Origin of the sequence: Bythopirellula goksoeyrii, assembly GCF_008065115.1 — a bacterium.
Taxonomy (GTDB): Bacteria; Planctomycetota; Planctomycetia; order Pirellulales; family Lacipirellulaceae; genus Bythopirellula; species Bythopirellula goksoeyrii.
The window spans coordinates 3,406,671-3,433,342 of the sequence record NZ_CP042913.1; the positions used below are offsets into that span (position 1 = coordinate 3,406,671).

The following is a 26,672-nucleotide window of genomic DNA, read 5'->3' on the forward strand; positions in this document are numbered from 1 at the left end:
GGAAACTTGTGCTATCGTACCACTAATGCTCATTCTCTGGGGGAAGTTGAAGTGCGCAGCGCGAGCCATTTTTGGAGTGAAGACTGACTCTCGCCAGAGGATTTGCCAGAGAGCAGGTTCTCGACACTGATGTCTTCATCAAGGTCTGCCCAATGAATCCCAGTACCACCGGCAATCAAGCGCCAGTTCTGTCGCTCCGTTGGTGTTCCGTGTAAAAGGCGAGGGAACCAAGCCAAGGGCACTGAAATCGTACGCCCGTCGGTGAGGTCCACGGTAAGCGAAACGTCATTGAGACTGACTTTACTCGCTGTGTGAAACGAAGTGTCAATCGTTGAAGTACTCATCCCAACTATCCAATAACTGCTGTTGATGTTGTTTGACTATTGCCGCAATCTTATTGATCTCATGAGCAGCAAAACCAAGGCTGTATTGCAAGCGAATAGGGTCTAGCCAGAACTTTGCTTCACGTTCATCTCGCTCTACGTGTATATGTGGCGGTTCGTCACGGTCTCCTGCGTAAAAGTAGAATCGGAAGGGTCCGCTACGAAGCACAGTTGGCATCTTGTTATTTTACCAGACGAACTTGATATGAAACAGATTGCTGAACTCAGAAATCAATTATCGCCTACGAGCGATGGCTATCAGCGATGCAAGGTATTGTTGACCTATCTGCGGAAACTGTTTGCTGGTTTGCCAAAAGAGGAATGCGGGCGATTGCCATTGCCTGTGCTGGTGCGATTAGCGACCCGAGAGTTGCTACTACGGCGACGGACAAGATTAGCGAGCGATTGTCCCTCGGGAGGGACCACGAAGAACTGCGGATCGTCGATAACCCATGGGGTTGACCAATTTTGGCCGTTTTCCCAGTTGGCGACGTTGACGAACATGTTATCGAAATAGAGACACTCCCAGCCATAGGCGAAACTGCTGAAGAGGTGATCTTCTGGAGTAAGGTCCTCAACTCCTGCATGGGCGTAATAATGGACGCGACCGTCAGGCGTAAATGTCATACCAAAGGTCCACCATCCGGGCTCCATGATCTTAGGTCCAGCCAAATCGAGTCCTGATTGCTGAGCTCGGAAACTAAGTTGCGCATAGTCCTCGTCGATGTTATTGCTGGTTTCGCTTCGGAAGAGAATAAAGAATCCTGGCCAATAGGCTTCAACATTACCTTCGAGATTTCTTCCGCGACAATCTCCTCGCACGCCAAATGATGCGCCGGTGCGATTTTCCCATTTATCAAACGGCGGCAAGTAGACGCGAACTGTGAAGCTAGGTGTCCAACCTACGGGCACCGCTTGCCCCAGTCGGCTCATCACATTCATGAGCAAATCGTCTTGCATTTGCTTATTGGAGATCTGGCCAGGAATGCCTGACAGACTCGTGCGGAGCATGAGGGCGCCCCTACTACCTGCCAATCCATTGGGCGGAGTAGGAACCCGTTTGATGAAATCGGGTTGTCCACGCATGGCGCTTTCGTACCACCGACCATTACGCGAACGCCCCCCAGGGGGACGTTGCTCCTCGTCCTGTTCATGGCTCGCCTTTTGCCCGTTCATGATGTACGACCAACCGGGATCCTCGAAGTTATCACCGACCATTTTGACTTGTTCACCCGTGCCAGGAACGATGGGTTCGGCTACCAGACTGGATGCAGTGAGTAGCCACGGAGCAGTGAGCAATACAATGAATCGAAACATCGGACAAGGATCCTGGGATGAGAAATGCGATACCAAAGATGAACAGGCGCGCAAAGTCGCGCTTGGTTTATCTACCGCCTAAGAGAGGTATCGGCAGGTTATGCCCAGACGCTAAACTTTCCCCAATCGGAAATGTCAATCAATCAGGATTGTTTTGGCAGCATCGTGCAGCCAGTGCTATCATCGCACAGCTCGCAGTGGGCACGATCACCTGCGACTCGTTCCAGACAGGCGGTAATCCGCTGATCGATTACCTTTAGCAGTAGGGAATGTAGACCCAATGGTGCGGTTACCAGATACCGCACACGAGGCCAGGCAGCTGCCGCTTCAGTGGCCAGGCGGGGAATATCCTGATGCCAATGCCGACCTGGCGAGAGGAAATAGGGAAACACGATCACCAACTCCGCCCCTTGCCCCGCGCACTTAGCAAAGGCCGAGGCTATGGAGGGTTCAGCCAGCTCCATATGGGCGGGTTCGACAATTGACCAAGCGGAGTGCGCCCGGAAGGCCTCAACGACTTCGAGTAGCAGCATATTACTCTCGTCACGGCGGGAGCCATGATCGACTAAGATTACAGCGATTTTCTCGCGAGGAGTGTCAAGTAGTGATGGTGGAGGATTCATATTGAAAGAAAGATAATCATGTAGTGACAACTGTTGGTGACGTGTCGATAGTAGAATTGTGCTCACGCTCTGCTAGATGGAGGCCAACATCCATCAAAGTCTTTCCGATTATGAGGATCACCAACATCCACACGGGTGAACCGAGCGCCACAATTAGGAAGGCTCCCAAGAGAATAGCAACGTGCATGACCACGATTCGACCATAAGGTTGAAACATCAACTGCTGTACGGTCACCCGTCGATATTCGCCACGATATAGGAAATTCGTGAAGTAGGAATACAAATGGCTCGCAGCCAGTGCAAGTACGGCCCAGAGTAAATTCTCGTGCCAAAGCTGTTTGAGGAAATGCGGTCCTAATTCAAGCGGACCGCCGAAGGGCATGTCATCTGCTCGTCCCAAGAGGCTGAAGACAAACACGCCATGGACAAAACAAAACATGCCGTAGTGGAAAATGAAGAATGGCACAAAAAAGAGTTTCGAGGCATGATGAGCTACTGGCATCGTAGATGATTGCTGTGCCAGGAGTTTTTTTGCTGCCTTGCTATTCCCTGCTAGTTGTTTCTCGGTGACGTTGGCGAGATGCATGGTCTCTATCGTGGGTGCGCAGGTGAGCATTTTCAGGACATTGATCGCTCCGATGATTACATTCTCCGCCCAATAAATGACCACAATGGCGAAAGTGCTCCACCCGAGAAAAAGCACCCCCAAGAGGGGGATCATATTCGCGGCGATCAACGAAAGCACAGAGGGTTTCGTGAAATCGATCTCTCGTATGCTGATTTTTGAGATCGGAGAGTTCACTCGTTGTCGCCTTCTTGCTTAGCCGAATGAGCTGATGGTAGTTTGGCTCGGATCGATTCCAAACGCTTAGCCATTTCTCGCTCGAATCCTCGATCTACGGGGCGATAATACTCCCGCTCGACTCCGAGATAGTCTTGCGCAGCTACGCCACCTTCTGAATTATGAGCGTACTCGTATCCATCTCCGTGACCGAGTTGTTTGGCGCCTGCATAGTGGCTGTCACGCAGATGCATAGGAACAGGGACAGTACGGCCCTCGCGAACATCCGAGCGGGCTTCGCCGATCGCAACTGTTGCCGCGTTCGACTTTGGTGCGCAGGCCAGATAGGCGACTGTCTGGGCTAGGTTGAGTTGGCACTCAGGCAGGCCTACAAATTCGCAAGCTTGCATCGCCGCAATGGCCAACGGCAATGCCTGGGGATCAGCATTGCCGACATCTTCACTAGCCAGGATCACCAGCCTGCGGGCGAGAAACCGGACGTCTTCACCTCCTTCTAGCATTCGGGCAAGCCAATAGATTCCTGCGTCGGGATCACTACCGCGAATGCTCTTGATCAATGCGCTGATGGCATCGTAATGGGCGTCGCCATCGCGATCGTATTGCACCGCTTTGCGCTGGACCGACTCGGCAGCCAATTCGAGGGTGAATTCGACCGGCCGGTCATCGCAGGAGAGGACCCCAATCTCTAAAGCCGAGAGAGCCTGGCGAGCATCCCCGTCACAAGTTTCAGCCAGGAAGCGGGCTGCATCAGAATGCAAATTCACTGGAATCGTTCCCAAGCCACGGTCTTGGTCGGTCAATGCGCGATTAAGCAGTTGTGTAACATCTTCAATGCCTAACGGCTGGAATTCAAACACCCGGCTGCGACTCACCAAAGCACTATTCACCGCAAAAAATGGATTGGAGGTTGTCGCGCCGACCAGGACGACTGTGCCGTCTTCCACATCGGGCAACAACGCGTCTTGTTGTGTTTTGTTGAAGCGATGGATTTCATCAACAAAAAGAAGGGTGCGCAAACCTTCGGTGGCAAGTGAATCGCGTGATTCATCGATGACGGCGCGAAGGTCTTTTACGCCGCTGGTAACCGCATTGAGTTGGCGAAAACTGCAGCGGGTTTCTGTGGCCAGCAGATGAGCCAGGGTAGTCTTTCCGGTCCCTGGCGGACCATAAAATAGTAGGGCTGAGAGTCGGTCGGCCTTAATAAGTCGATGCAGCAATTTGCCCTCGCCGAGGAAATGTTGCTGGCCTACGAACTCTGTAAGGGTCTGGGGGCGCATTCGCAGGGCCAGAGGTTGGGCCTGACGACGATTCTCGGCTTCTGCGGCGGCGAATAGTGACATAGCTTTGGGCCTTGGACTGTAGCTCGATTCCCTACAACCGTTGTATGCGGAAGTGCTTTGCCCGCCTAGTCTACCGGTAATTCCGGCAAGGTTTCTCTTTCTGATGCATTTTAGTAGAATTTGCCGATGCGAAGAGTAGGATTCAGTTCGCCCCTCCCGCCTTGCAACCCTACCACATTGGGAACCTCTCATGCGACACTACGACTGTATTGCCATCGGCACTGGTCCTGCCGGCCAGAAGGGTGCCATCCAGGCCGCCAAGCTTGGCAAGCGTGTAGCAATTGTCGAGAAACGCCAGGTGCTTGGTGGTGCACAGATCAACACAGGGACGATTCCATCAAAGGCCCTTCGAGAGGCCGTCTTGCATTTGACCGGTGCAAACCATAAGGGGCACTTTGGACGCACGAAATCAAGAGTCAGTGAGATCACAATTGCTGAATTGGTTAGCTTTTCGCAACGTGTGATTCGGCACGAATGGGATGTGATCCGCGACCAATTTGATCGCAATGGGGTCGACCTGCTGTGGGGCAAGGCCAGATTCACGGGACCTAATGAGCTGGCGATCGATGGCCCCGGCGGCGAGGAGCGTTTGTCTGCCGATCGTTTTCTGGTAGCTGTGGGAACCAAGCCAGCGCGTCCAGCGTCAGTACCCTTCAACGAGCGTACCATTTTTACTAGTGATGAAGTATTGCGCCTCAACCATCTGCCTCGGACCATGATCGTGGTAGGTGGCGGTGTGATTGGCACGGAGTACGCCTGCATAATGGCGGCCCTAGGAGTCCAAGTTACGCTCGTTGAGGGTCGTAACCGCGTGTTGGGATTCTTGGATCAGGAAATCGCCGACGCATTTCAATACTTTATGCGTCAGCAAGGTATTACTCTCCGCCTCGGTGAGAAGGTGGAGCGGATTGAAGAAGTCGAATTCGTTAATGGATCAACGCACCAACTCGTGCAGGCTAAACTTGAATCAGGCAAGACTCTGCGGGCTCAAACACTTCTCTATGCCGTCGGACGCCAAGGCGTATGCAGCGAGTTAGGGTTGGCTAATGTCGGAATTGAATTCGACGATCGTGAGCGTTTGGAAGTAAACCAATTCTATCAGACGAATATCGAGCATGTTTACGCGGCAGGTGACGTGATTGGATTTCCGGCGTTGGCATCGACGAGCATGGAGCAGGGTCGTCGGGCGATTTGCCATGCGTTCGGTTGTTGCGACGTTACGAACTACAACACTTCCCTTTTTCCTTATGGTATCTATGCCGTACCTGAGATTTCGATGGTTGGCAAAACGGAAGAGCAGCTTACCGCTGAGGGAATTCCCTACGAAGCGGGAATCGCCAACTACCGGGAGATCGCCCGCGGGCAGATCTTGGGCGATGAATTGGGAATGCTGAAGATGCTGATTCACCAGGATACCCACAAGATTCTTGGTGTCCATGTGATCGGTACAGGTGCCACGGAGTTGGTCCACATTGGCCAGGCGGTGATGGCCTTGGATGGGGATGCGGAATTCTTTGTCAACAATGTGTTCAACTTTCCCACTCTGGCAGAGTGCTATAAAGTGGCTGCCTACAATGGTCTGAATAAGCTAAATCACGTGTACTCTGGTACCTGTGAAGCGGTTTCGGTAAGCTTGTAGTCCACGTGATCTACGGATCCTAACTACGCACCGGTCGCTTTCATGAATTTGTTTACCTACGGCACTTTGATGTTCCCCGAGGTGTGGCAACGCATCTCCATCGACGAATTCCCCGCCCAGCCGGCGTCTTTACGCGGCTATGAAATCTATTACGTCAAAGGCGCACTCTACCCAGGCATTATCCGCACCGACCGTGATTCGGTCGTGAGCGGCCTGTTGTATGTGGGGCTCGATGAGGACACGCTTTTTGAGCTAGATACCTACGAATCGAGCTTCTATAAGCGGATCCCGGTCGTAGCATTGACCGCGGATGGCACGGAACAGGAATGTCACGCTTACACAGTACCTGACAGCCGTCGCGATTTGTTGACCGACAGACATTGGGATGCGGTTAGATTTCGTGAGAATGAGCTTGAGAAGTATCTCAAGGGATGATTCAGCTCGGCCAAGATTTCAATGGGCCAATCGTAACGGTCGTGTGTTGATTGATCGGAAACTCAGTAAGAAGTCTCTCGACCTCATCAAGCGTTACCGCATCGATTGCTTGCAAGTCGTCGGCCACGCTGCGATACTCGCGCCGTTGGAGCCAGTTTCCTCCGACATTGAAAAGTCGGTTGCGTGGTCGTTCGCTTCCGAGTACGACACGAGCCTTCACCTTGCTTTTGGCTTGATACAGTTCCTGCTCTGTGAATCCCTTCTCTTGGGCAACGTCTTGAAGTTCACTCATGCGGGAAAAGTTGGCGACCGCGTCTTCGGGAGCACAGCTCAACCAGCTGAAGTACATTCCTGCGCCTTGGTATTCATAGTGGCCCAGGCTGGCGCTTTCAACCAATCCAGGATCGACCAATTCCCAGTAGAGTCGGCTTCCTGAGTCGTCGCCGAACATCGTGGCTAAGAGTTTGGCGGCGAAACGGCGATCGTCCTCTGCTGCTGGAGCATCGGCCAGTTGCAGGATATATTGTTGGGTCGAAGTAGGCCGTGGTACGCACTGAAAACCAGTGTGCGATTCGTACGGAGGGAGTTCTCTTACCGTGAGAGCCGGTTTCCAGTCAACACAACGGCTTTCCACTTGTTTGACCAGGGCATCAAAATCCACTTTGCCTGCTGCAGCGATGAATAGATTGTCCGACGCGTAGCGTGACTCAAAGTAGTCTCGCATCTGATCGACGGCTAGTTCTCCGACGGTGAATTCGGTTCCTAGCACGCTGCGAGCCAGAGGATGACGACCGTAGTGCAATTCTTTGATCTTGTCATCCATGCCAAAGGGAGGCTGGTCGGCATACATCTGAATCTCTTCGATGATGACTTTCTTCTCCATATCGAAGTCTTCATCACGCAGACTGGGGCGCATGATATCGGCGAGGATATCGATCACAGATTCCTGATATTCAGGCAATACCGAAGCATAGTAAACCGTATTTTCCTCGCTGGTGAAGGCGTTGTAATGCGCTCCCAATTCGTCGAACTCACGATTCACATCGTCCGCTGTTCGGTGAGGGGTTCCCTTGAAAACCATATGCTCCAGGAAATGGCTCACGCCTGCAACGGCATCGGTTTCATCTCGCGCGCCGGTACGTACAAAAAAACCCAAGCCAACTGAATGGGCGGTGTCGTTGCACTCGGCTACGATCTCCAGGCCGTTCTCAAGTGTGTGACTACGAAACTTCACGGGGCAACTCCAACGGACGCGGGCCTAATGTAGCAAAAGTAAAGTCTCGAGGAGGATGTGATTCTAGAAACTCGTTGATCATAGTTCCTTTCAATTCATCAACTAACTGACCTAGTTCATCAAGTGTGCGAACTCGGCCCAGATGATACCATTCGCGGGCGATGGACCCACTTCGTGAACTGGTTGATTCCTGTTGCATAATCAGTCCGCTCTTGATCCGGGCTTTGAGCCGTGATAACTCCTCAGGTAAAACACCTTTCCGCAATCTCAGTAGTTCGGCAAAAGTAACATCCAAGGTTTCCTGGGCCCGCTCCTCCGAAGTGCCCGCGTAGCACAGCACGCGAGCCCGATCGAGTTGCGTTTGCAGCGAAGCACTCACGGTATAGCACAATCCGCGGCGCTCCCGCACTTCTGTAAACAGCCGTGAACTCATGCCACCACTCAAGACACCTACTGCCGCCCAGGCCCGCAAATAGTTTGGATCGCGATACGGAACACTCGGATAAGCAATGCCGATGTGGCACTGATTTGAATCGAACTTAATGTGGGGATCTCCCAGATCGAGTTGCTCTTCGACGACCATTGGTACGTTACTCGACTTCCAGTCGCCGAAAAGTTCCTCTACCTGATCCACCAGTTGTTTCCATATAAAATTGCCAGCAACTCCCAAGATAGCAGAATTAGGGCGATAGTAGCGGGCCCAGTGCTCTTGCAGCTCAAGCGATGTGATTGCGTTGATTCCCAATTCACTACCGTGACTTGAACGACCCCAAGGTTCTGGATAAGTCCGCCTCCGTAATTCGATCATAAGCCGCTGCGAAGGTTCATCGTCGATGGAAGAAATTTCCTGCAGACAAACCAACTTACCAGCATCGAGTTGGTCGGCAGGTAGGAGAGGTCGCCGAACAATGTCGGCATAGATGCCTAGCGTCTCGCTTAGGTTTTCTGCTAGTGTGGCAGCACTGAAACTCGTTTGTGAGGCACCAACGGATTCTCCACGCTCAACGCCAAGTACTTCGAGGTCATTAATAAGGGCTCGACCGTCGCGGCTTCCCGCTCCTCGCAGCACCATGTCACAAGTTACGGACGCAAGACCAAGCCGGTTGGTAGGGTCGGCACTATAGCCGCAAGGAACGAGCAAAGTGATCGCAGCAGATTGAACCGAGTCGTTCGGCTCACCGACGAGAGTCATCCCGTTGGACAGACGGTGTGCGAAAATCGTGTTGGGCAGTTTTTGGTCGCGGGTCGCGGTCATTGAGAGGTGCAAATCCTAATATCGCCTAGTGCTTTGATAACATGAAAACTAGATATGACAAAGCACTCGAATCGTCCGTGCTTCGCAGAGGGCAGTTGTACTCGCCCCGAGAGCAATGGACGCAAGCCTAACTGCCTGCCGGCGCGCAGGCAAGTTCAACTGACTTGTAGAGGGTTCGGACCGACCGAAAACCGAGCTGGTGATAGAGTTGCACGGCACTGCGGTTTTCCGCGGTGACTTCCAGTCCGACTTGGGTTATCCCTACCTGCTGCATACCCAGCAGACTGGCCAGCATCAGGCCCTTACCTAAGCCAAGGCCTCTGTGCTCGGCCAAGACCCCCACGTTCTGAATACTAGAGCGGTTTTTCTGGGTTCGTACTGCCTGGATGGTACCGCAGTACTCTGCATATCTGAGGCCATCCCCGATATATTCAACCAGCCAAGTTGCCTCTGGCACAAATCCATCCTTCGCCTTGATTTCAGACATCAGACGCTCGCAGCCCTCCAACTCACCCAAACAGGGAAACACCTGTGCGTCGATACCATCGCGAAAGCTACGATATTTTACCTCAGCATGGTGCTGAGTGAGCGAATGGTGCCAGGGGACGAGAAGATACCCATGAGGCAGCCGCAAGACAGGCGCCTGCCAACGCAGCAGATTCATTTCCATGCGGTAGCGCTTCACATAATGAAAATTCATGAACCGCATGGCAAACCGCAACGCACCAAGGGAACCGGAAATGTTCGAGACTGATGCTATAGGATACCACAACTGTCACGTCGGGAAAACAAATCTCTTCTATTTCGAGAAAATTTATGCGGTTTTCGGCGTTCTTACGTTGGGATATTCCTTCCTAACAGCTGGCGGAAGCCCGCGGTTGGAGTGGCAAGATTCCACCGACGGCCACAATCTGAAGGCTAGGATTCCAAGAAGGCCTTCATCGCCTCGAGCGTCTCCGGGCTTACGTGGTGCTCGATTCCCTCGCTGTCGATCAAAGCTGCTGCTTCTCCTACGCCGATGGCCAGAAGAAACTGGTAGACCACTTCATGCCGTTGCTGAGACGCTTCGGCCAAGCGGCAGCCAGCTTTCGTCAGTTCAATGGGGGCATAAGGAGCTGTGGTGACATAGCCATCTCGCTCCAATCGACCAATTGTGCGGTTGACCGTAACGTGACTCACCTGGAACTGTTGGGCCAGATCAACCGCCCGACAAGTGCCAGAGGCCTCCAGGATGTTCGCGATTGCCTCGACATAATCCTCGGCCAATTCGGTCCGATGGTCGGAACGAACCCGAGAGTGACGATTCACTTTCTGCTTTTTGCCAGCCAAAACGAGCGAAACTCCGCTGCGAGAAAAAAAATGGACATTTGCCCTTGTAATAAGTTTAGCACATGATACACTTCAAGGGAAATGTAGCACAGGCTACAAATAGATTTTTACGGAGTATTGGTATGAAACGTGCGATGAAAAGCGGTTTTACGTTGGTAGAGCTCTTGGTTGTGATTGCGATCATCGGGATCTTGATCAGTCTGCTGCTCCCTGCCGTACAAGCCGCCCGGGAAGCTGCCCGGCGGATGCAATGCACGAACAATCTCAAGCAACTTGGGATAGCGATCCACAACTACGAGGGGAGTTTTGGCCGGCTGCCGCCCGGTTATTCTTCTAACTCGACAGTTACTCCCCCGCCTGCCACGCGTGATGCCAGCACCTGGGACGCTCCGCCTGGCTGGGGATGGGGATCCTACTTGATGCCCTACTTGGAGCAATCCGCCATCAGTGAGCAAACCGACCGCGACCTCCCCCTTTGGGCTCCTCAGTACGAGCAGGTGATCAATAAGAACGTTGAAACCCTTTTGTGTCCCTCCAGCTCAGGTTCCCGAGACCCTTTTTTCGTATCGGATTCCTCCGGTAATCCACTGTCGATTGAAGGTAGACAAGTCGAGGTCGGGCGCTCTCACTATGTTGCCAGTCATGGTCAAGAATCCTGTTGGGGGGAATGCGGTGCTAGACCAAGCCAAAAAGTCTTTACCAACATCTACTCCGGCGAAACGATTGAGGTCGAAGTCAATGGCGACGTTTCCAAGGTCGGGGACGGGCCATTCTATCGCAATTCAAGAGTTGAATTTCGCGAAATCTCGGATGGTTTGTCGAACACCATTTTTCTTGGAGAACATTCCTCGCTGTTGAGCGATAAGACATGGGTGGGGGTCATTCCTGGCGCACTTACCTTGCCCAAGTTTGAAACTCCTGATAATGGGGACGACGCGGCAGCAACGCTCGTGCTAGTCCATGGTGGGCCTTCGGGAGGTGAGTTAGATCTCTCAGATTCACCTATTATTCATCCGATCAATTTCCCCACGTTCCATGTGGGCCAAATGTTTGCCGAGCATCCGGGAGGAGGAAACGTCTCCTTTGGAGACGGAGCCGTGCGCTTCGTATCTGAGGACGTGAATATTTATCTGTGGGCCGAAATGTCTAGCATTGCTGAGGGCGAAGTCCTCAGCACGGAGTTGTGATCCATGAGTGTAGAAGATCATCCCAAGAAAGTCCTACTCCTGGCAAGTTTGCTTGTGCTTCTTGTTTTTCTCTTGATGCCTCGCTGGAAATACGGGGACGTGAGTAAACTAACCTATGAGATTAGCACCGCGTTGTATTCTTGCTGTAATCTGCAAGATGAGACCCGGCTTGCCACAATTGATGAACAAATTCAGGCCGCAAGCGAAGGCTCTCAACTAACGGCGAAAGAAGCTCGATGGTTACAGGAGATTCTCGATTTGGCCCAAGAAGGCAATTGGCAAGAAGCCGGCCAGAACGCCAGAAATCTCATGCAGGATCAAGTTCGTTATCCCTAGGACACACAATCTCTATGGTATTTCAGTATCTAGGACAATTGATCCGTCGCCTGAGTAGCTCAAAGACAAAGATCGCGGGAATGGGGTTGGTTTTCATTCTGGGTTGTAATCCATCCCAGCATGATGTGCCACGCAATAGTGGACAAACTTTCTCGGGCAGCTACCCAATAAAGATCGTCTGCACCACGGGCCAAGTTGCTGAAATGCTCACGCGAATTGGTGGCGATCATGTGCAAGTGGACGCTTTGATGGGGCCAGGCGTGGATCCCCATCTTTATCGTCCGATCGCCTCCGATGTCGGCAAGTTGAACGATGCTGATGCGATTTTCTACAACGGTCTGCATCTAGAAGGACGGATGACGGAGATGTTCGTGCAGATGGCCCGTCGTAAGGCGACCTTTGCTGTGACAGAGGGGATCGTCGAGCGAAACGATCCCCGGCTTCGCGAACCGCCTGAATTTGCTGGACACTACGACCCCCATCTCTGGCATGACGTGGCACTGTGGGCCGATTGCGCCGAGGACGTTGCTACGATGTTGGGCACTTTCGATCCGGATCACGCAGCAGACTATCAACAGAATGCAGCCGAGTATGTTGCAGAATTGCGAGCTTTGAACGAAGAATGCACTGTTGAGATTGCTAAAATTCCCCAGGATAGTCGAGTCTTGGTTACAGCTCACGACGCGTTCGGATACTTCGGAAATGCGTATGGTCTAGAGGTGTTTGGGCTCAAGGGAATCAGCACCGAGGATGAAATTGATCTGGCCCATCAAGAGGAAATCCAGAAAATGCTGGTCGAGCGCAAGATTCCCGCTGTGTTCGTCGAGTCGGCAGTTGCGCCGCGAACGGTGCGTGCGTTGGTGGAGCCATGTCGGGCGGCGGGGCATGATTTGAAGGTTCCCGAGGAGGAGCTTTACGCCGATGCATTGGGACCGGCCGGGACCGAGGACAGCACTTACCCTGGGATGATTCGACATAATGTCCGTACCATAGTTGACGCCCTTTCCCCTTAGGCCTCCAAACTGGTCACTGAAGCGACCAGCCCAGCAGAGACCATACATCGATGAGTCAGACAGCCTTTGAAGTGCATGACATGACGGTTGCCTACCATCGGCGACCGGTGCTGTGGGATATTGATCTAGAAATCCCCGAGGGAAAACTCGTAGGCATCGTGGGGCCCAATGGAGCAGGGAAGACCACGCTCATCAAGGCTGCACTGGGGCTGGTAAATCTGGCCAGCGGCAAGGTGGAGATCTATGGCAAGAGTTACGAGGAGCAACGGCATCTGATCGGTTATGTGCCACAGCGCGAGTCGGTGGACTGGGATTTTCCCGTCACTGTGCGTGATGTGGTACTCATGGGAACCTACGGCCGATTGGGATGGTTCCGACGCCCCGGCAAGAGCGAGCTGGAGATTGCCGACCGCGCTTTGCAGCATGTCGGCATGGGGGCGTTTGCTAAGAGGCAAATTCGGCAACTTTCCGGTGGTCAACAGCAGCGGGTTTTCTTAGCACGAGCCTTAGCTCAGGAAGCACAGATTTATTTTCTCGACGAACCTTTTGCCGGAGTTGATGCCGCCACGGAATCGGCCATCGTAGAATTGCTCGAGGAACTCCGCTCGTCCGGAAAGACCGTGTTAGTGGTACATCACGACCTGCAGACGGTAAGCGACTATTTCGATTTCGTTATTCTGCTCAACATGCGATTGATCGCTTGTGGGCCGGTTGAAGAGACGTTCACGACGGAGAATTTACAAAAGACCTATGGCGGTCGCTTGACTATTCTCGATGAGGCGGCCGAGGCGATTCGGCGTAGCAAACCTTTGCAATGATCAGTCTTTCTCTCAGCGATAAGGTGGCGCTCGGCACGGCCCTCTTGGGTGGGATGGCTGGAGTCGTGGGGAGTTTTGCAGTATTGAGGGGCAGGGCACTGGTGGGAGACATGCTCGCCCATGCGGCACTGCCAGGAGTGTGTCTGGCATTTTTGATTACCGGAAATCGCAATTTGCTAGGTTTGTCACTGGGGGCCTTAGCAAGTGGACTTACCGCCATTGTCGCCGTTGCAATCATTTTGCGTTGGACACGCACGAAAGAGGATGCCGCGATTGGGATTGTGTTGAGCACATTCTTTGGGGCCGGCGTGGTTCTCTTGTCAGTTGTACAGAAACCTTCAACCGGTGGAAACAAGGCAGGACTCCACTCGTATTTGTTCGGTGAGCCGGGGGGAATGCTCACCAGCGATGTGCTATTACTGGCTGGCGTGGCCCTCGTTGTTCTGGCGATGGTTGTTCTTTTTTACAAAGAATTTCTGGTCGTCTGCTTCGACACGGATTTTGCCCAATCGCAGGGTTGGCCGACGATTTGGCTTGATCTGGCGATGATGGCAGCACTAGCAGTGGTGACCATCGTAGGCCTCCCGATCGTCGGGGTTATTCTGATGGCGGCGATGATCATCCTGCCGGCAGCGACCGCCCGGTTTTGGACAAATCGTCTTTCGATGATGTTGGTGGTAAGTTGCGGTTTTGGTGCGGCGGCAGGACTTTTGGGCACACAATTGGGGCGTGGATTTCCAGCAGGCGCGGCCATTGTGCTAACCGCTGCTGCGCTGTTTGTGGTGTCGCTGTTGTTCGCACCTCAACGAGGTCTGATCGCAAGACTCCTTGTCGAGTATCGGTTGCGCCGTCGGATAGCGGACGAGCACTTGTTGCGTACCCTTTTCGAACTGAGCGAATCCTCTTTACCAGACGTACCTGTCATCCCATTAAGAGACGTGAGAGAGTATCGCCATTGGAACTCGCTTGAGCGTGTACTTGAACGGGCCCGAGATGAAGAACTTATCGATTCAGGCGAGGGACAAGTGCAATTGACCCCACTTGGTTTGCATCGTGCGGCGAAGCTCACCAAGGCTCATCGATTGTGGGAGTTGTATCTGATGGAGCATGCCAACATCGCTCCTGATCATGTAGATCGGGATGCGGATGATGTAGAGCATTTATTGCCTGAGTCGTTGTTGGTTGAATTGGAACAGGAGTTGGCTGAGGAGGGGCGGCTTCCCGCGATTGCAGCGGAGGTGCCTGAGTCGCCGCATGAGTTGAGCCCTGAGAATTAGGAAGACCGGCGGCTTGCAGAGTCGCGACTACGGTTTGCATACGAATGATTGAAGTTATCGATTTATTTGGCGAGCCCTCGACCGGGACTTGGATCGTGCTCACGGGGGTAACGGTGAATGCGGCGTGCGCGCTGGTAGGCTGCTTTCTCATCTTGCGAAAGATGAGTCTGATGGGGGATGCGCTCTCTCATGCAGTGCTTCCCGGTCTAGTCATCGCGTTTGTACTCACGGGTTCACGCAGCATGGTGCCTATGTTTGTGGGTGCGGTGATTGCGGGACTATTGACCACCTTCATGACGCAATCGCTGCACCAATATCTACGAGTCCCCAGTGACGCGAGTATGGGCATCGTGTTTACGGCAATGTTTGCGGTTGGCGTCGTGCTCGTAAAGCAATTCTCAGGCGGACTGCATTTCGATATCGGTTGCGTCTATGAGGGGGCGCTGGAGTATGTGCCTTTCGGGATTCGCGTAGCAGGGATGCCACGCCAATTGTTCACATCGCTGATGGTCATGCTCTTGAATCTTGCTGTCATTCTGGTCCTATGGAAAGAATTTAAGCTCAGTTCGTTCGATCCTGCGTTGGCCACAACAATGGGATTTTCCGCCACCGCCATGCACTATCTGTTAATGGTGCTCGTGTCGGTGACGACTGTGGCTTCATTTGAAGCGGTTGGTTCGATTTTGGTTGTGGCGATGCTGATTGTGCCGGCGTCGACGGCATATATGCTTACTGACCGATTAGGTTGGATGGTTTTACTTTCCGTGATATTCGGTGCTGCTGCTGCGGTCCTGGGCTTCCGGGCGGCTACTTACTGGGACACCAGCATCAGCGGCATGATGACTGTTGTGGCAGGGTGCTTGTATGCTCTGGCCGTGTTGGTTTCACCTCGCTATGGACTTGTTAGCAGTATGTTACGCAATGTGCGAATGTCGCTGCTGGTATTGCGAGACGATGTGCTCGCAATGCTCTATCGCGTTGAAGAACTCGGGAGCGAGAAGCATTTCTCTGTAGCGGAAACCGCGAAAGGAGTCGGTGGAGGCTGGCTGGCGAACTTTGCAATCTCCCAGCTGCAGCGAGCCGGCAACATTGTAGATGCCAGCGGTGGACTTCGATTGACGGACCAGGGACGGGAAACTGCCCGTAAACTGGTCCGCTCGCACCGATTGTGGGAAACCTACCTTGTCGAGCAATTGGGAATGCCACTGGATCACGTCCACGAGCCAGCCCACCGTGTTGAGCATTTCATCGATGAGGATATTCAGATCCAATTGGCAGCGGAACTCGACACTGCGGACCAGGATCCGCATGGCCGACAGATTCCCGAATAGCGGCATGTCCTGCTGCACTGTGCGGGTTCGCACACCGAGAAAACCAGCCAGATTCGCTTCATGTGACCATTTAAGCCGCCGGCTGTTTTCGGTATACTGAGCGCTACAAGACACTTGAACGCCACTTCTTATTCGAGCAAGAGCCATGGCCACCGATACCCTTCCCGACAAACCTGAGCACATCACTGACGAGGAGTATGTCACTCCGAAAGGTCACGAGCATGCCGGGCCGCACCATCTCGAATGGCCTGCAACGGCAGTCAATCCGATTCAAGTGCGCTGGCGTTATGCCGTTGGAATTCCGGCGGTGCATGTGTTGGCGTGTTTGGCATTCTTTCCCTATTTCTTCAGTTGGACAGGCGTGGTTCTCGCCTTTCTCGGGCTCTACGTTTTCGGCACCCTTGGTATCAACCTTTGTTACCATCGCTTGCTGACGCATCAGGGTTTCGTCACACCTAAGTGGCTTGAGCACACTTTTGCCATCCTCGGTGTCTGTACCATGCAAGATACGCCTGCTTGCTGGATCGCCATGCACCGCATTCATCACAAACACTCCGATGATCGGCCCGATCCCCATAGCCCGCTGGTGAATTTTCTCTGGGGTCACTTTGGCTGGTTGATGTTTCAGAATCGCGATTTCACAAATGTCTACGATTACCAACGTTTCACTCGCGACATATTGAAAGACCCGTTCTATATGAAACTTGAAAAAAGCGAGAATTGGTTGAAGGTGTATGCCGCTTCGATGGTGGTCTTTTTCCTGGCTGGCTTTTTGATCGGTTGGCCGTTGTGGGGTTCGGTGGCTGCGGGAGTGCAGTTCGGTGCGAGCCTCTTGGTGTGGGGCGTTTTTGTCCGCACGGTTCTCACCTGGCACATCACGTGGAGTGTGAACTCAGTGACCCACGTTTGGGGCTACCGCAACTACGAGACCGACGACAACAGTCGCAACAATTGGCTCGTCGGACTCTGGGCCAATGGCGAAGGCTGGCACAACAACCACCACGCCGACCAACGCGCTGCCGCCCACGGCCACAAATGGTGGGAATTCGACGTTACTTGGCTCACGATCGTGTTGCTGGAGAAACTCGGCTTGGCTAAGGAAGTCGTGCGGCCGCGCGTCTGGAAGCAATAGCTACAACGCAATGTCTTAACAACCGTTGTGATACGGCTACTCGTCTGCCGCCAGCATCCATTTCGATATTGTCGGCGTATCTTCGCACATTTCGCTTTCTTCAAAGTAGAGTGCGATTTCTCTCACAGCTGCCTCGGGACTGTCGCTGCCATGGACAAGGTTCATCTGCCGACTGCTGCTAAAGTCGCCGCGAATGGTGCCTGGAACGGCATTCAAACCGCTAGTCGCGCCGAGCATGTCCCGCACAACTTTGACCGCTTCCAACCCTTCGACAACTGCTGCCATCACGGGGCCACCCGTGATAAAGCCTTCTAGAGTGGGATACCAACCTTTTTCGACATGCTCAGCATAGTGCTGCTTGGCCAAATCGGGTGTAATCCGCAACATTTTCATAGCGACGAAGTTGAGGCCCTTTTGCTCGAAGCGGGTGATGATCTGCCCCATCAGGCGGCGTTGGACACAGTCGGGTTTAAGTAAGATAAAAGTGCGTTGCATGGGAGTGTTGGCTATAAGGTGTTTGTCGTTAGTGAGCCGGCTCATTCTTGAACCGAATGAGCCGCATATTCTAAGGGTTCGCGCCGTGCCACTCAAGTCAAAGGAGTCAGAAATCCTTGTCGCTCCCCTTTCGCCAGCCGCGATCCCCCTTTATTCTCGTTCTCATGGCGATTCTAGGAGCTCACATGTCGATAGCTGGCGGATACTACAAATCCGTCGAGGCCGCTCAGCGCGCGGGGTGTGTTTGTGTGCAGTTGTTTACGAAGAATAACAACCAGTGGCGAGCCAAGCCGATCTCGGATGAGCAGGCGGAGCGATTTAAGCAGGCGCTCGTCGACTTGAAAATCAAGCATCCAATTGCGCATGACTCTTATCTGATCAATCTTGCCAGTCCCGACGATGAGTTGTGGAAGAAATCGATCGATGCGTTTATCATCGAGATTCAGCGGGCAGATCAGTTGGGGATTCCTTATGTGGTGACCCATCCGGGTTCTTACACGACCAGCACCGAGAGTCGGGGGATCAAGCGGATTGTGAAGGCGCTCAATGAAGTGCATAAACAAACTCGCGGGGCAGTGGCGAAGTGCCTGTTAGAAACTGTCGCGGGGCAGGGGACCAATCTCGGGTGGAAATTTGAGCAACTAGCAGCGATGATCGAGGGGGTGCGCGATCCGGATCGGCTGGGAGTGTGTGTTGACACGTGCCATATATTTGCCGCCGGGTATCCCATGGACACCGAGAAGAATTACAAAGCGACCATGCGTCAACTCAACTCCACACTAGGTGTCCAGCTTGTGAAGGCGTTTCATTTGAACGATAGTCTCAAAGAGTTTGGCTCACGAGTGGATCGCCATGCAGCCATCGGTCGTGGGAAGATGGGATTGGAGCCATTTCGTTTTTTACTAAACGACCGGCGCTTTCGCAAAGTGCCTATGTATATGGAAACTCCGAAGGGTGAGGAAAAAGGGGTAAAGTTGGACGTTATCAATTTGAGAACACTGCGAGGATTGATAAGGAATTAGATTGCGGATGAACGCCGTTTGTACGGATATTCGCAGATCGATCATTACGACATATTGGCACCCTGTCATCCGAGTGCCTTGAAATTCGCTAACTGCAGAAATCTGCCGCGGTATTCCGCGGCCCTTTTTGCTGCTCTTTGATTTTGCTTGCGGTATAATTCGTTAGTCACATGGCCCTCTCTTGTCCATTGATAACGGAACCCATCCCATGTCAAAGTTCTCGCTCTCGACTCACATCGCGGCACCTCCCGAGATCGTGTTTCCATTGTTGAGTGATTTGGAACACGCAGCAGATAATATATCGGGGATTGACCAGATCGAGGTTCTTACTGATGGGCCAATGGGTGCAGGGACGCGTTTTCGTGAAACTCGGACAACGTTCGGCAAGCAGACGACCGAAGAGATGGTGGTGACGGCTTTTGATGAGCCGCATGGCTACACGGTTGAATGTGATTCGAGTGGTGCACACTACGTCGCGACTTACGTGTTGATTCCCGATATCTGGGGAACGACCGTCAAAGTGGATTTTGATTGTCAGGCGACAACCTTGCTAGCCAAAGCTATGGCGCCACTGACTCTCTTGATGATGGGACCGATGAAGAAATGTGTGGAAGGGGATTTAGAAGATGTCAAGCAGCTGGCGGAAACTCAAGAATGGCAGGAAGCATAGAGGATCCACTGCCAATTCTCACTTTGCTCGCGGTTGTAGCCGCAAGTCTACGACTCGCCGGGAAACTGACGTAAATTAACCATCCGTACGACGGGTAGTTCCTGTGCGAACTCTGGAAACATGCGGTCAACATAGCGGCATTCTGCAAGCTTCGTGAAATCCAAGCATGGTGCATCGGCACTTTTTAGCAGCACCAGTTCTGCCCTATGGAAGCAAATCGTTAACCTTGCAGCGATCGAGTCGCTCGTCACCTCCCAGGATTCTCGCAATCGTGTCCCTGGGAGGTTGGGTTCTACTTCACGAAGCCATCGACTCGGTGAAAAAACAGTTGCACAATTGGGCTGTGATTCTTTGAAGCCAGGAGGCAGATCTACGATGCTAACGCCAGGTAGTTTTGATGCCAAGCTAATAGCAGTCTTCTCCAAGATCTCAATGCATTGCCAATGGGCCGTGCGTTCGTCGAGTTGTTGCATGCGAATCTCATCGACCAGCTTTCCCCCACCGGCGACTAAGAGATTGTAAGCGGGGGACTGGATCTTAAGCCAAGTCGTAATTCGCTTACCAAGTTCGGGCAGTTCAAACAGACTACCGCCCACTTTGACAACACGTATTGATAGATCGCTCACGACAGACTCTCTTGAGCCAAGAGGGCAAGTGCATGTGCAGGGGCACAGCGATTTAACTTTGCACCCCATTCATCGTTAAGCGAGACAATGCTCGCCGAAATCTCAAGTTCCCCCATTAGTAGGCGAGCAAGAAATTCTCCATGACCACTGAGGATAATCGTTTGTGGCTGGCTGGGCATGGCGTGAACTACGCTTTGAAAGGCCGCTCTCATTTTCCGAAGTTGTGCGTCTCGGATCGCTTGGGCGAATTTTACTGAGTCGTCGAATGATACTAGCTCGCGATCACCGCAGACCATCCGAGCAAGTCGTGTATGGGAAGCTTCAACGGTAAATGGCTTGCCGTCGGCTGTGTTGGTGTCTGCTGAATCCTCGGGTAGATTCCCCAGCAAGAGATATACGTCGGCAGTTGTGGCAAACAATTCCTGAGCCACGGGACACGACTTGCCCGTCCACGGAAGTTCTGAGATCACCGAGCAGACTGGGCTTCGCTCGACGCCTGAATAGACTAACTCGCCGTTTAGCAATCTCTCTGTATCGGTTCGACCCAGGGCTGCCACGCTGCCCTCTACCAAGGGAATGAGATCCATGGTGGTCGAGCCGACGTCAATGAGAATGCCAGGATCGTTTTCGCAATAGTAAGTGGCCGCCGATGCCAGGGCGTGCCAATTGCTGGCAGCCGTGAGCAGGGGAGATTGAATGGCCTCAGCCGAATTCACAAAGCGACCGTTCGTCTGATAGAACGATACGGACCTCTTAACTGCTGCCTTCATCGTAGCTGAGACAATAGCAGCGACACCCTGAGATTTCGTTTCAAAGCAATCGCAGAGTTCACCGGTCATGGTCACGACCAGTCGATCGGCAGTGGGTGCATTTGCAAGACATTGGGCGAGTTTATCCGCAAGACGATCTGGATGTTTCCAGAGGGGAAACGGCCAGTTGGTGGCGAAGCCATTGCCGTCGGCTAGTTTGATGTTTGCGCCGCCGATATCGAGAGCGAGGAGGGGGGACCGGGTGCTGGGGACTGGGGCATATTCAGGTTTCGTCATTTGCTGCGCGACGCGTTTTTTCGTGGCTGGGGCTAAAGGGGACGCCGCACCATGCCTGCGGCGGAGAACTCCAAGGGGTCGCGTTTGAAATTGAGACTTACTATCTCACCGGTAGCGATGCAGAGCATGGCCCCCGCGAGATTGTCATCGGTCATCGCCCGAAGTCCCACATAGGACGTGGTGAGTCGAGGGTTGATTTCGATCACCACATCTTCGCTACCATCAGCCTCTTTGCCCAGTACTAGATCGACTCCCACGTAGCCTATTGCACCTGGAATGGAGTTCACGGCCTGAGATGCAAGCTTAGTAGCCCGTTCGGCCAATTCCGTCTCCCACAAGAGCGAACCTCCCAAATAGCCAAGACGGCCATCGTCGGTCAAATTCTGTCGACAAGCGGGCAATGGGAGGCAATCTTCAGGCCCGCATAGCAAAGCCACACTCGCCGGGATACCAGAGCAGTATCGCTCCAGTCGTCTGGGCCAGGGGTGAGGTGGGGGCTCGTCGTGGCAAGAATTCACGAGATAAGTATCTTGTGACCCCGCTCCATCGACTGGCTTTATTACTGCAGGGTAGGGGAAGTCCATCGGCAACTTCTCGGCGTCGGCATCAAGAAGAGTTCCCTGCGGTACTCTTGCTCCAGCCGCGGCTAAATGTTGGGCTGTTCGATGTTTATCGGCTGTCATCGCGATGAACTCATCGCTGGCGTTGAGTAATCGTCCACATGATTTGCGCAATCTCTTGACTGTGCTGGCGAGAATACCATCAAACTCCGGGGCGATCACAAGCGTATGATCGGCCTCGGAGGAAAGTCGAATCAACTCCTCGAGCTGATGTTCGCGTGAATGTACTTCGATAACTTCGCAATAAGAGAGTGGCACGGCGTCCAGCCGAGCATCGCGTAACACTGAGACACTCGCATTAGGCAAAGCAGCAAAGTCGGTGGCCAAGGCGACGAGCATTGCCTCGCCCTCAGTGAGTAGTGAAGCGGGCAACGCACCAGGCTCTTCGACCAGACCTCCCCCTGTGATCCACTCGTAGACAAAGATGTTCATGGAAGAGGTGTTAGCAATTAGTCGTTAGCTATTAGCCAGAATACGGTTGACTTGCGATTTCCAATTCCACTTTCCGAAATCCTAATTCCACTTTCAAAAGATTCCCAGCTGGTCGCGAGCGTCTTCGGTCATGCGATCGGGGGTCCAGGGAGGATCCATGACGAGTCGGACGTCCACTTCGTTGACACCTTCGAGGCGGCCAACAAATTCTTTGGACTGGCCTAATAGCTGGGGTCCTGCGGGACACGCGGGGCTGGTCATAGTCATGTTGACCGCCACGTTCGACTTGCCCTCTTCGGTTTCGTCGATGTTGATTTCGTAAATCAATCCCAAGTCAACGATGTTGACGAATAACTCGGGATCGATCACCTGTTTCAAGGCTTCGCGGACATGGTCTTCTGCGATGGGCATGGGGGTGCCTCCTCGTATCTAATTCGTTGTTTCAATCTTCGCAAAGGCGGACAAGAATTTGCTCGCCTTCGACCTTGACTTCGTGAGAGCGGGTCGGCTTCGTAGCAGGCATGGTGAGTGCGGCACCGGTTTTGATGTCGAATTTGGCTCCGTGGCGGGGGCAAGCAATCGAGCCTTCTGTGGCGTCGAGCGGGCCTTCGCTCAACGGGCCGCCATCGTGGGTACAAACGTCGTCGAGGGCATAGTAATGCCCTGCGGCGTGGATTAATACCACGAGTTGCTCGTCGACTTCTACTAGGAGCGAGCTTGGGTCGGCGATTTCCGATACTTTGGCGGCTTCGATGAATTCACTCAATGTTTGTATCTTTGGGTTTTTGAGGAAGAAAGTATTTCAAAATCATGATCTGAAAGACTAGTAGCCCTGGTATCAATAAGAAGCCAATGACCATTCCAGAATAAGAACCACCCGAAAGTGTGTAACAGCACAGAAAAGCAATGGCTCCCAATAGTAGTGCCAGATTGGTAGTGGTTAGTTTTGGCATTTCATTCTTCGATGTCCCGTACCCGCCTTCCAATAGCTTCGCCCAATGCGTCACGCACACTTTCAATCGTGATTCGATCAAACACCTGCTGGAAGAAACCGGTGACGATCATCCGCACCGCTTCCTGACGCGTGTAGCCGCGAGTCATGGCATAGAACAATTGCTGATCGTCCACGCGGCCACTGGTGCTGCCGTGAGTGCAGCGGACATCGTCGGCCTCGATCTCCAGACCGGGGATCGAATCGGCGCGGGCCGCTGTGGAAAGCATCAGGTTGTCGTTTCGCTGATAGGCGTCGGTGCGTTGGGCTGCTTCGTCGACCTTGATCATTCCTCGCCAAACGGTTCGTGATTTGTCCTGGAGAGCCGCCTTGTAGAGCAGATCGCTCCGGCAGTAGGGAGCCTTGTGATGCTGGTGGGTGTTGTAGCAGAGATGTTGCTTGCCATGGGTGAACATCACGCCATTGACCTGGGCCTCGGCGTCTTGCCCTGTGAGTGCGACATGCTGATTCACCTTTGCCAGGCGTGCTCCCAAGGCGCCGATAGTCCACTGCAAACCGGCATTCGCCCCGACGTGACCCATCTGGTGGGCGAAGTGCCACACGCCGTTGCCCCAGTTTTGAAGATTGACGTAGCGGAGGCGAGCTTCTTTCTCGACGATCAGCTCGATCGAACCACAATGCATGCCGCCTGCTTCAGGCTCGGTGCTGGCGGTTTCGGTAAGCAAAGTGGCTTCGGCTCCGGAATCAAGAATCACGAGGGTCTTGCCGAGATCGACTCCTCCGGCGGACATCACCGAGAAGGAATGGAATGGGTTGGCAACTTTGACTCCCTTGGGGACGAAGAGCACATTCGCACCGCTCCACAGCGCGGCATTAAGTGCCGAGAATTTATCCTGATTGGGATCGATCAGCTGTCGCTCGATGTACGGACGCAACAGATCGCCATGTTCCTTCACCAAGTCATCGAGACTGCCAAACAGAACGCCTTTTTTGGCCCATTCGTCAGCAAGTTCGCTGGAAAGGCTGCGGCTGTCTAGCGAAACACTTTGACCAGCGAGGTCAACTCCTGTCGCAAGCAGTGGGGAGGGCATCGTAGCCGGTACTTCTGCTTCGGCAAAGGGAGCAAAACGATCGAAGTGGAACAGACGGATATCGGTCCGCATCCATTCTTCGTCCTTCTTATTTGGCATGCCAAGACTGTTGAACTGTTTCCAGGCAGCCACACGACGATCCGTGAGCCAACCCGGTTCATCGCGTTCGGCGAGAAACGCATCAAAAACTTCTTGGCTAAAACCGGTGGTAGGCGACGCAGTAGCAATCATTCAAGATCTGTCAGTTGTTGGTGGGGTTGTTCGTTTCAATTATTCAAAAAGGTTTTCGACAGGAAACGTCCAGCCGGGGACGGCGGGTTCGGCTTCGGCGGTCTCAATCTTGCGGTAAACGGTTGATTCACTGGGGGTGGATGCTCGGAAGACTCGGATGACGTCTTCGCCGAGGAGATCAACGTCCCAGACGACCTTCGTCCCGGCGGCAAAATAATCGGCTCGCTTTTCGGCCATCTCCCGCTCGGCTGCGGGGCCGTAGTCTCCTTCGCTACGTACTTCAACAGCGAAGTCGGGGGCCTGAGGTAGAAACTTCATCTTCGCACGAGGCCCTGTATAGTAAGCTGCGTCAGGACTAAAGGATTTGCGGTTGGGAAGATTCACTAAGAAGGCGACATTATCTGTGTATACTCGTCCGCCGTTAACTTTTGCATACGAATGAAGGCTAACAAAGATTTCGCCCGCAGCGAAATTTGGCATATCTCCTGTCGGACTCATATGTACAATCTCCCCACCGACCAACTCAGCCTTGCCATCGACCTTGTAGAGATCGTCAACAGTCGCTTGCGAACCAATAGCCATAAGTCACCTCACAATGCCTCTTAGCCGACGCTGCCTTCCATTTGCAGCTCGATTAGCCGATTCATTTCGACGGCGTACTCCATGGGGAGTTCTTTGATCAGCGGCTCGATGAATCCGCTGACGATCATTGAGCTCGCCTCCGCTTCGCTAAGGCCACGGCTCATCAAGTAGAAGAGCTGCTCCTCGCCGATGCGCGAAACACTGGCTTCGTGCTCGATCTGCACGTCTTGCTCTTCAACCTCGATGTAAGGGTAGGTGTCACTACGGCTGTCGGCATCGAGAATCAGGGCATCGCAGACGACGTTGCTTTTGCAGTCGGTCGCACCCTTTTCCACTTTGCACAAGCCACGGTAACTGCTGCGGCCACCGTTCTTGCTGATACTCTTGGAAATAATTCGGCTCTTGGTGTGCGGGGCACAATGTACCACCTTTGCACCGGCGTCCTGATGTTGGCCTTTTGAGGAAAACGCAATCGACAGAATCTCACCGCGAGCACCGGGCTCCATCATATAAACGGCTGGGTACTTCATCGTGAGGTGGCTCCCCAGATTGCCATCGATCCATTCCATGAGGGAATCCTGATAGGCAACGGCTCGCTTCGTCACGAGGTTATAGATGTTGTTGGCCCAGTTCTGAATCGTCGTATAGCGGGCACGGCCATTTTTCTTGACGATCACTTCAACCACGGCCGAGTGGAGACTCTCGGTGGTGTACATCGGCGCTGTGCAGCCTTCGACGTAATGTACCGATGCCCCTTCGTCGACGATGATCAGCGTGCGCTCAAATTGCCCCATCTGCTCGGCATTGATGCGGAAGTAGGCCTGGAGCGGGAAATCAATATGTACGCCCGGCGGCACATAGATGAAGGATCCACCAGACCAGACAGCCGAGTTGAGGGCGGCGAACTTGTTGTCCGAAGGAGGAATGATCTTCCCAAAGTATTCCCGGAGAATCTCGGGATGCTCTCGGACGGCCGTGTCAGTGTCGGTGAAGATGACACCCTTATTTCCCAGGTCTTCCTGGAGAGAGCCATAGACGACTTCACTCTCGAATTGTGCTTTGACGCCGGCAAGGTATTTTTTCTCGGCTTCGGGGATGCCCAATTTGTCGAAGGTTTCTTTAATGTCTTGCGGGACATCGTCCCAGGTCTTTCCCTGCTGGTCGGCAGGTTTCAGGTAGTAGTAGATGTCCTGAAAGTCGATCGCGATGTCGCCACCCCATTTGGGCATGGGCTTCGATTCAAAGATTTTGAATGATTCGAGGCGAAAATCCCGCATCCAGGCAGGTTCGTTTTTCATCTCGGAAATCTGCGCAACGATCTCTTTATTCAAACCCCTTTGGGCCTTGAACACATCGTGAGATGGAGTGATGAAATCGTACTTATTGATTTCACCTGCGGTTACGTCTTGAGAAATATCAGTAGCCATTATATTCACCCTTCTCTTGCGAGAATT

31 protein-coding genes are annotated in these 26,672 nt (G+C 53.2%); 11 read left to right on the forward strand and 20 right to left on the reverse strand.

Annotation, left to right across the window (positions count from 1 at the left end; translation table 11 throughout):
* Positions 1-29: 29 nt before the first annotated feature.
* From Pr1d_RS13555 to Pr1d_RS13580, 6 genes are all read right to left on the reverse strand, one after another.
* Positions 30-344, reverse strand: coding sequence for a DUF2442 domain-containing protein (locus tag Pr1d_RS13555; RefSeq protein WP_148074031.1), 315 nt, complete (start codon positions 342-344; stop codon positions 30-32).
* A complete protein-coding gene (locus Pr1d_RS13560) occupies positions 325-561 on the reverse strand; it encodes a DUF4160 domain-containing protein (RefSeq protein ID WP_148074032.1) in 237 nt (78 codons plus the stop codon). Before Pr1d_RS13560 ends, Pr1d_RS13555 begins: the two co-directional genes overlap by 20 nt.
* A gap of 104 nt (positions 562-665) precedes the next feature.
* Positions 666-1,700: a hypothetical protein gene (locus tag Pr1d_RS13565; RefSeq protein WP_148074033.1), complete on the reverse strand. Its 1,035-nt coding sequence runs from the start codon at positions 1,698-1,700 to the stop codon at positions 666-668.
* A 143-nt stretch (positions 1,701-1,843) separates the two neighbouring features.
* Positions 1,844-2,323, reverse strand: a complete 480-nt coding sequence (locus tag Pr1d_RS13570) for a CbiX/SirB N-terminal domain-containing protein (RefSeq protein WP_168205220.1) — start codon at positions 2,321-2,323, stop codon at positions 1,844-1,846.
* A gap of 16 nt (positions 2,324-2,339) precedes the next feature.
* Positions 2,340-3,125, reverse strand: coding sequence for a DUF6498-containing protein (locus Pr1d_RS13575; protein WP_148074035.1), 786 nt, complete (start codon positions 3,123-3,125; stop codon positions 2,340-2,342).
* Positions 3,122-4,465 carry a replication-associated recombination protein A gene (locus Pr1d_RS13580; RefSeq protein ID WP_148074036.1) on the reverse strand — a complete coding sequence of 448 codons (1,344 nt, stop codon included), beginning with the start codon at positions 4,463-4,465 and terminating at the stop codon, positions 3,122-3,124. Before Pr1d_RS13580 ends, Pr1d_RS13575 begins: the two co-directional genes overlap by 4 nt.
* Positions 4,466-4,655: 190 nt before the next feature.
* Here Pr1d_RS13580 and sthA point away from each other — a divergent pair, with 190 nt between their 5' ends.
* A complete protein-coding gene (sthA, locus tag Pr1d_RS13585) occupies positions 4,656-6,104 on the forward strand; it encodes a Si-specific NAD(P)(+) transhydrogenase (RefSeq protein ID WP_148074037.1) in 1,449 nt (482 codons plus the stop codon).
* Between the two features lie 42 nt (positions 6,105-6,146).
* Positions 6,147-6,539, forward strand: coding sequence for a gamma-glutamylcyclotransferase family protein (locus Pr1d_RS13590; RefSeq protein ID WP_148074038.1), 393 nt, complete (start codon positions 6,147-6,149; stop codon positions 6,537-6,539).
* A 1-nt stretch (position 6,540) separates the two neighbouring features.
* On the opposite strand, the gene Pr1d_RS13595 is transcribed toward Pr1d_RS13590, so the two are convergent.
* The 4 genes from Pr1d_RS13595 to mntR all read right to left on the reverse strand — a co-directional run bounded on the left by Pr1d_RS13595 (position 6,541) and on the right by mntR (position 10,357).
* Positions 6,541-7,773: a M16 family metallopeptidase gene (locus tag Pr1d_RS13595; RefSeq protein ID WP_148074039.1), complete on the reverse strand. Its 1,233-nt coding sequence runs from the start codon at positions 7,771-7,773 to the stop codon at positions 6,541-6,543.
* Positions 7,760-9,028 carry a M16 family metallopeptidase gene (locus Pr1d_RS13600; RefSeq protein ID WP_238476495.1) on the reverse strand — a complete coding sequence of 423 codons (1,269 nt, stop codon included), beginning with the start codon at positions 9,026-9,028 and terminating at the stop codon, positions 7,760-7,762. Before Pr1d_RS13600 ends, Pr1d_RS13595 begins: the two co-directional genes overlap by 14 nt.
* A 127-nt stretch (positions 9,029-9,155) precedes the next feature.
* Positions 9,156-9,728: a GNAT family N-acetyltransferase gene (locus Pr1d_RS13605; RefSeq protein WP_148074040.1), complete on the reverse strand. Its 573-nt coding sequence runs from the start codon at positions 9,726-9,728 to the stop codon at positions 9,156-9,158.
* Positions 9,729-9,946: 218 nt separating this feature from the next.
* Entirely contained in the window at positions 9,947-10,357 is a 411-nt protein-coding gene (mntR, locus tag Pr1d_RS13610) for a manganese-binding transcriptional regulator MntR (protein ID WP_148074041.1), read from the reverse strand.
* Positions 10,358-10,479: 122 nt separating this feature from the next.
* Between mntR and Pr1d_RS13615 the strand changes: the two genes are divergently transcribed.
* From Pr1d_RS13615 to Pr1d_RS13645, 7 genes are all read left to right on the forward strand, one after another.
* Positions 10,480-11,544: a DUF1559 domain-containing protein gene (locus Pr1d_RS13615; protein ID WP_238476497.1), complete on the forward strand. Its 1,065-nt coding sequence runs from the start codon at positions 10,480-10,482 to the stop codon at positions 11,542-11,544.
* Positions 11,545-11,547: 3 nt separating this feature from the next.
* Positions 11,548-11,880 carry a hypothetical protein gene (locus tag Pr1d_RS13620; RefSeq protein ID WP_148074043.1) on the forward strand — a complete coding sequence of 111 codons (333 nt, stop codon included), beginning with the start codon at positions 11,548-11,550 and terminating at the stop codon, positions 11,878-11,880.
* A 14-nt stretch (positions 11,881-11,894) separates the two neighbouring features.
* The gene (locus tag Pr1d_RS13625) at positions 11,895-12,893 is read left to right on the forward strand and encodes a metal ABC transporter solute-binding protein, Zn/Mn family (protein ID WP_168205221.1); all 999 of its coding nucleotides are present in this window, start codon (positions 11,895-11,897) and stop codon (positions 12,891-12,893) included.
* Between the two features lie 50 nt (positions 12,894-12,943).
* Positions 12,944-13,711, forward strand: a complete 768-nt coding sequence (locus Pr1d_RS13630; RefSeq protein WP_148074045.1) for a metal ABC transporter ATP-binding protein — start codon at positions 12,944-12,946, stop codon at positions 13,709-13,711.
* Positions 13,708-14,988, forward strand: coding sequence for a metal ABC transporter permease (locus Pr1d_RS13635; protein ID WP_148074046.1), 1,281 nt, complete (start codon positions 13,708-13,710; stop codon positions 14,986-14,988). Before Pr1d_RS13630 ends, Pr1d_RS13635 begins: the two co-directional genes overlap by 4 nt.
* A gap of 44 nt (positions 14,989-15,032) precedes the next feature.
* Entirely contained in the window at positions 15,033-16,319 is a 1,287-nt protein-coding gene (locus Pr1d_RS13640; RefSeq protein WP_168205222.1) for a metal ABC transporter permease, read from the forward strand.
* Between the two features lie 145 nt (positions 16,320-16,464).
* A complete protein-coding gene (locus Pr1d_RS13645) occupies positions 16,465-17,451 on the forward strand; it encodes an acyl-CoA desaturase (protein WP_148074047.1) in 987 nt (328 codons plus the stop codon).
* Between the two features lie 36 nt (positions 17,452-17,487).
* On the opposite strand, the gene ndk is transcribed toward Pr1d_RS13645, so the two are convergent.
* Positions 17,488-17,946, reverse strand: a complete 459-nt coding sequence (ndk, locus tag Pr1d_RS13650) for a nucleoside-diphosphate kinase (protein WP_148074048.1) — start codon at positions 17,944-17,946, stop codon at positions 17,488-17,490.
* 164 nt (positions 17,947-18,110) lie between these two features.
* Here ndk and Pr1d_RS13655 point away from each other — a divergent pair, with 164 nt between their 5' ends.
* Together Pr1d_RS13655 and Pr1d_RS13660 are read left to right on the forward strand one after the other, a co-directional pair.
* Positions 18,111-18,968 carry a deoxyribonuclease IV gene (locus Pr1d_RS13655; RefSeq protein WP_148076383.1) on the forward strand — a complete coding sequence of 286 codons (858 nt, stop codon included), beginning with the start codon at positions 18,111-18,113 and terminating at the stop codon, positions 18,966-18,968.
* A 208-nt stretch (positions 18,969-19,176) separates the two neighbouring features.
* Positions 19,177-19,638, forward strand: a complete 462-nt coding sequence (locus Pr1d_RS13660; protein WP_148074049.1) for an SRPBCC family protein — start codon at positions 19,177-19,179, stop codon at positions 19,636-19,638.
* A gap of 47 nt (positions 19,639-19,685) precedes the next feature.
* Here the strand turns inward: Pr1d_RS13660 and Pr1d_RS13665 are convergent, their stop codons facing one another.
* From Pr1d_RS13665 to sufB, 9 genes are all read right to left on the reverse strand, one after another.
* The gene (locus Pr1d_RS13665; protein ID WP_148074050.1) at positions 19,686-20,264 is read right to left on the reverse strand and encodes an amino acid kinase family protein; all 579 of its coding nucleotides are present in this window, start codon (positions 20,262-20,264) and stop codon (positions 19,686-19,688) included.
* A complete protein-coding gene (locus Pr1d_RS13670; protein ID WP_148074051.1) occupies positions 20,261-21,310 on the reverse strand; it encodes a hydantoinase/oxoprolinase family protein in 1,050 nt (349 codons plus the stop codon). Before Pr1d_RS13670 ends, Pr1d_RS13665 begins: the two co-directional genes overlap by 4 nt.
* Positions 21,311-21,342: 32 nt before the next feature.
* Positions 21,343-22,362: an ATP-grasp domain-containing protein gene (locus tag Pr1d_RS13675; RefSeq protein WP_148074052.1), complete on the reverse strand. Its 1,020-nt coding sequence runs from the start codon at positions 22,360-22,362 to the stop codon at positions 21,343-21,345.
* Between the two features lie 93 nt (positions 22,363-22,455).
* On the reverse strand, positions 22,456-22,773 hold the full coding sequence (locus Pr1d_RS13680; RefSeq protein WP_148074053.1) for a metal-sulfur cluster assembly factor: 318 nt from the start codon (positions 22,771-22,773) through the stop codon (positions 22,456-22,458).
* Between the two features lie 31 nt (positions 22,774-22,804).
* Entirely contained in the window at positions 22,805-23,128 is a 324-nt protein-coding gene (locus Pr1d_RS13685; RefSeq protein ID WP_148074054.1) for a Rieske (2Fe-2S) protein, read from the reverse strand.
* Positions 23,121-23,315, reverse strand: a complete 195-nt coding sequence (locus Pr1d_RS13690; RefSeq protein ID WP_148074055.1) for a hypothetical protein — start codon at positions 23,313-23,315, stop codon at positions 23,121-23,123. The genes Pr1d_RS13685 and Pr1d_RS13690 overlap by 8 nt, the downstream gene beginning before the upstream one ends.
* Position 23,316: 1 nt before the next feature.
* Positions 23,317-24,636 (reverse strand): Fe-S cluster assembly protein SufD, encoded by a 1,320-nt coding sequence (sufD, locus tag Pr1d_RS13695; RefSeq protein ID WP_210417709.1) that lies wholly within the window; start codon positions 24,634-24,636, stop codon positions 23,317-23,319.
* Between the two features lie 39 nt (positions 24,637-24,675).
* Positions 24,676-25,218, reverse strand: a complete 543-nt coding sequence (locus Pr1d_RS13700; protein ID WP_148074056.1) for a Uma2 family endonuclease — start codon at positions 25,216-25,218, stop codon at positions 24,676-24,678.
* A gap of 20 nt (positions 25,219-25,238) precedes the next feature.
* Positions 25,239-26,645, reverse strand: a complete 1,407-nt coding sequence (gene sufB / locus Pr1d_RS13705) for a Fe-S cluster assembly protein SufB (RefSeq protein ID WP_148074057.1) — start codon at positions 26,643-26,645, stop codon at positions 25,239-25,241.
* Positions 26,646-26,672 lie beyond the last annotated feature (27 nt).

Excerpts from the sequence above, each read along its gene's own strand:
- Pr1d_RS13645 (WP_148074047.1), top strand. The coding sequence starts at position 16,465 with ATGGCCACCGATACCCTTCCCGACAAACCTGAGCACATCACTGACGAG.
- Pr1d_RS13630 (WP_148074045.1), top strand. The coding sequence starts at position 12,944 with ATGAGTCAGACAGCCTTTGAAGTGCATGACATGACGGTTGCCTACCAT.
- sthA (WP_148074037.1), top strand. The coding sequence starts at position 4,656 with ATGCGACACTACGACTGTATTGCCATCGGCACTGGTCCTGCCGGCCAG.
- Pr1d_RS13670 (WP_148074051.1), bottom strand. The coding sequence starts at position 21,310 with ATGACGAAACCTGAATATGCCCCAGTCCCCAGCACCCGGTCCCCCCTC.
- Pr1d_RS13600 (WP_238476495.1), bottom strand. The coding sequence starts at position 9,028 with ATGACCGCGACCCGCGACCAAAAACTGCCCAACACGATTTTCGCACAC.
- Pr1d_RS13590 (WP_148074038.1), top strand. The coding sequence starts at position 6,147 with ATGAATTTGTTTACCTACGGCACTTTGATGTTCCCCGAGGTGTGGCAA.
- Pr1d_RS13570 (WP_168205220.1), bottom strand. The coding sequence starts at position 2,323 with ATGAATCCTCCACCATCACTACTTGACACTCCTCGCGAGAAAATCGCT.
- Pr1d_RS13565 (WP_148074033.1), bottom strand. The coding sequence starts at position 1,700 with ATGTTTCGATTCATTGTATTGCTCACTGCTCCGTGGCTACTCACTGCA.
- Pr1d_RS13640 (WP_168205222.1), top strand. The coding sequence starts at position 15,033 with ATGATTGAAGTTATCGATTTATTTGGCGAGCCCTCGACCGGGACTTGG.
- Pr1d_RS13675 (WP_148074052.1), bottom strand. The coding sequence starts at position 22,362 with ATGAACATCTTTGTCTACGAGTGGATCACAGGGGGAGGTCTGGTCGAA.
- Pr1d_RS13680 (WP_148074053.1), bottom strand. The coding sequence starts at position 22,773 with ATGCCCATCGCAGAAGACCATGTCCGCGAAGCCTTGAAACAGGTGATC.
- Pr1d_RS13560 (WP_148074032.1), bottom strand. The coding sequence starts at position 561 with ATGCCAACTGTGCTTCGTAGCGGACCCTTCCGATTCTACTTTTACGCA.
- ndk (WP_148074048.1), bottom strand. The coding sequence starts at position 17,946 with ATGCAACGCACTTTTATCTTACTTAAACCCGACTGTGTCCAACGCCGC.
- Pr1d_RS13635 (WP_148074046.1), top strand. The coding sequence starts at position 13,708 with ATGATCAGTCTTTCTCTCAGCGATAAGGTGGCGCTCGGCACGGCCCTC.
- Pr1d_RS13620 (WP_148074043.1), top strand. The coding sequence starts at position 11,548 with ATGAGTGTAGAAGATCATCCCAAGAAAGTCCTACTCCTGGCAAGTTTG.
- sufD (WP_210417709.1), bottom strand. The coding sequence starts at position 24,636 with ATGATTGCTACTGCGTCGCCTACCACCGGTTTTAGCCAAGAAGTTTTT.
- Pr1d_RS13660 (WP_148074049.1), top strand. The coding sequence starts at position 19,177 with ATGTCAAAGTTCTCGCTCTCGACTCACATCGCGGCACCTCCCGAGATC.
- Pr1d_RS13625 (WP_168205221.1), top strand. The coding sequence starts at position 11,895 with ATGGTATTTCAGTATCTAGGACAATTGATCCGTCGCCTGAGTAGCTCA.
- Pr1d_RS13605 (WP_148074040.1), bottom strand. The coding sequence starts at position 9,728 with ATGAATTTTCATTATGTGAAGCGCTACCGCATGGAAATGAATCTGCTG.
- Pr1d_RS13580 (WP_148074036.1), bottom strand. The coding sequence starts at position 4,465 with ATGTCACTATTCGCCGCCGCAGAAGCCGAGAATCGTCGTCAGGCCCAA.
- Pr1d_RS13690 (WP_148074055.1), bottom strand. The coding sequence starts at position 23,315 with ATGCCAAAACTAACCACTACCAATCTGGCACTACTATTGGGAGCCATT.
- Pr1d_RS13555 (WP_148074031.1), bottom strand. The coding sequence starts at position 344 with ATGAGTACTTCAACGATTGACACTTCGTTTCACACAGCGAGTAAAGTC.
- Pr1d_RS13700 (WP_148074056.1), bottom strand. The coding sequence starts at position 25,218 with ATGGCTATTGGTTCGCAAGCGACTGTTGACGATCTCTACAAGGTCGAT.
- Pr1d_RS13615 (WP_238476497.1), top strand. The coding sequence starts at position 10,480 with ATGAAACGTGCGATGAAAAGCGGTTTTACGTTGGTAGAGCTCTTGGTT.
- Pr1d_RS13655 (WP_148076383.1), top strand. The coding sequence starts at position 18,111 with ATGGCGATTCTAGGAGCTCACATGTCGATAGCTGGCGGATACTACAAA.
- sufB (WP_148074057.1), bottom strand. The coding sequence starts at position 26,645 with ATGGCTACTGATATTTCTCAAGACGTAACCGCAGGTGAAATCAATAAG.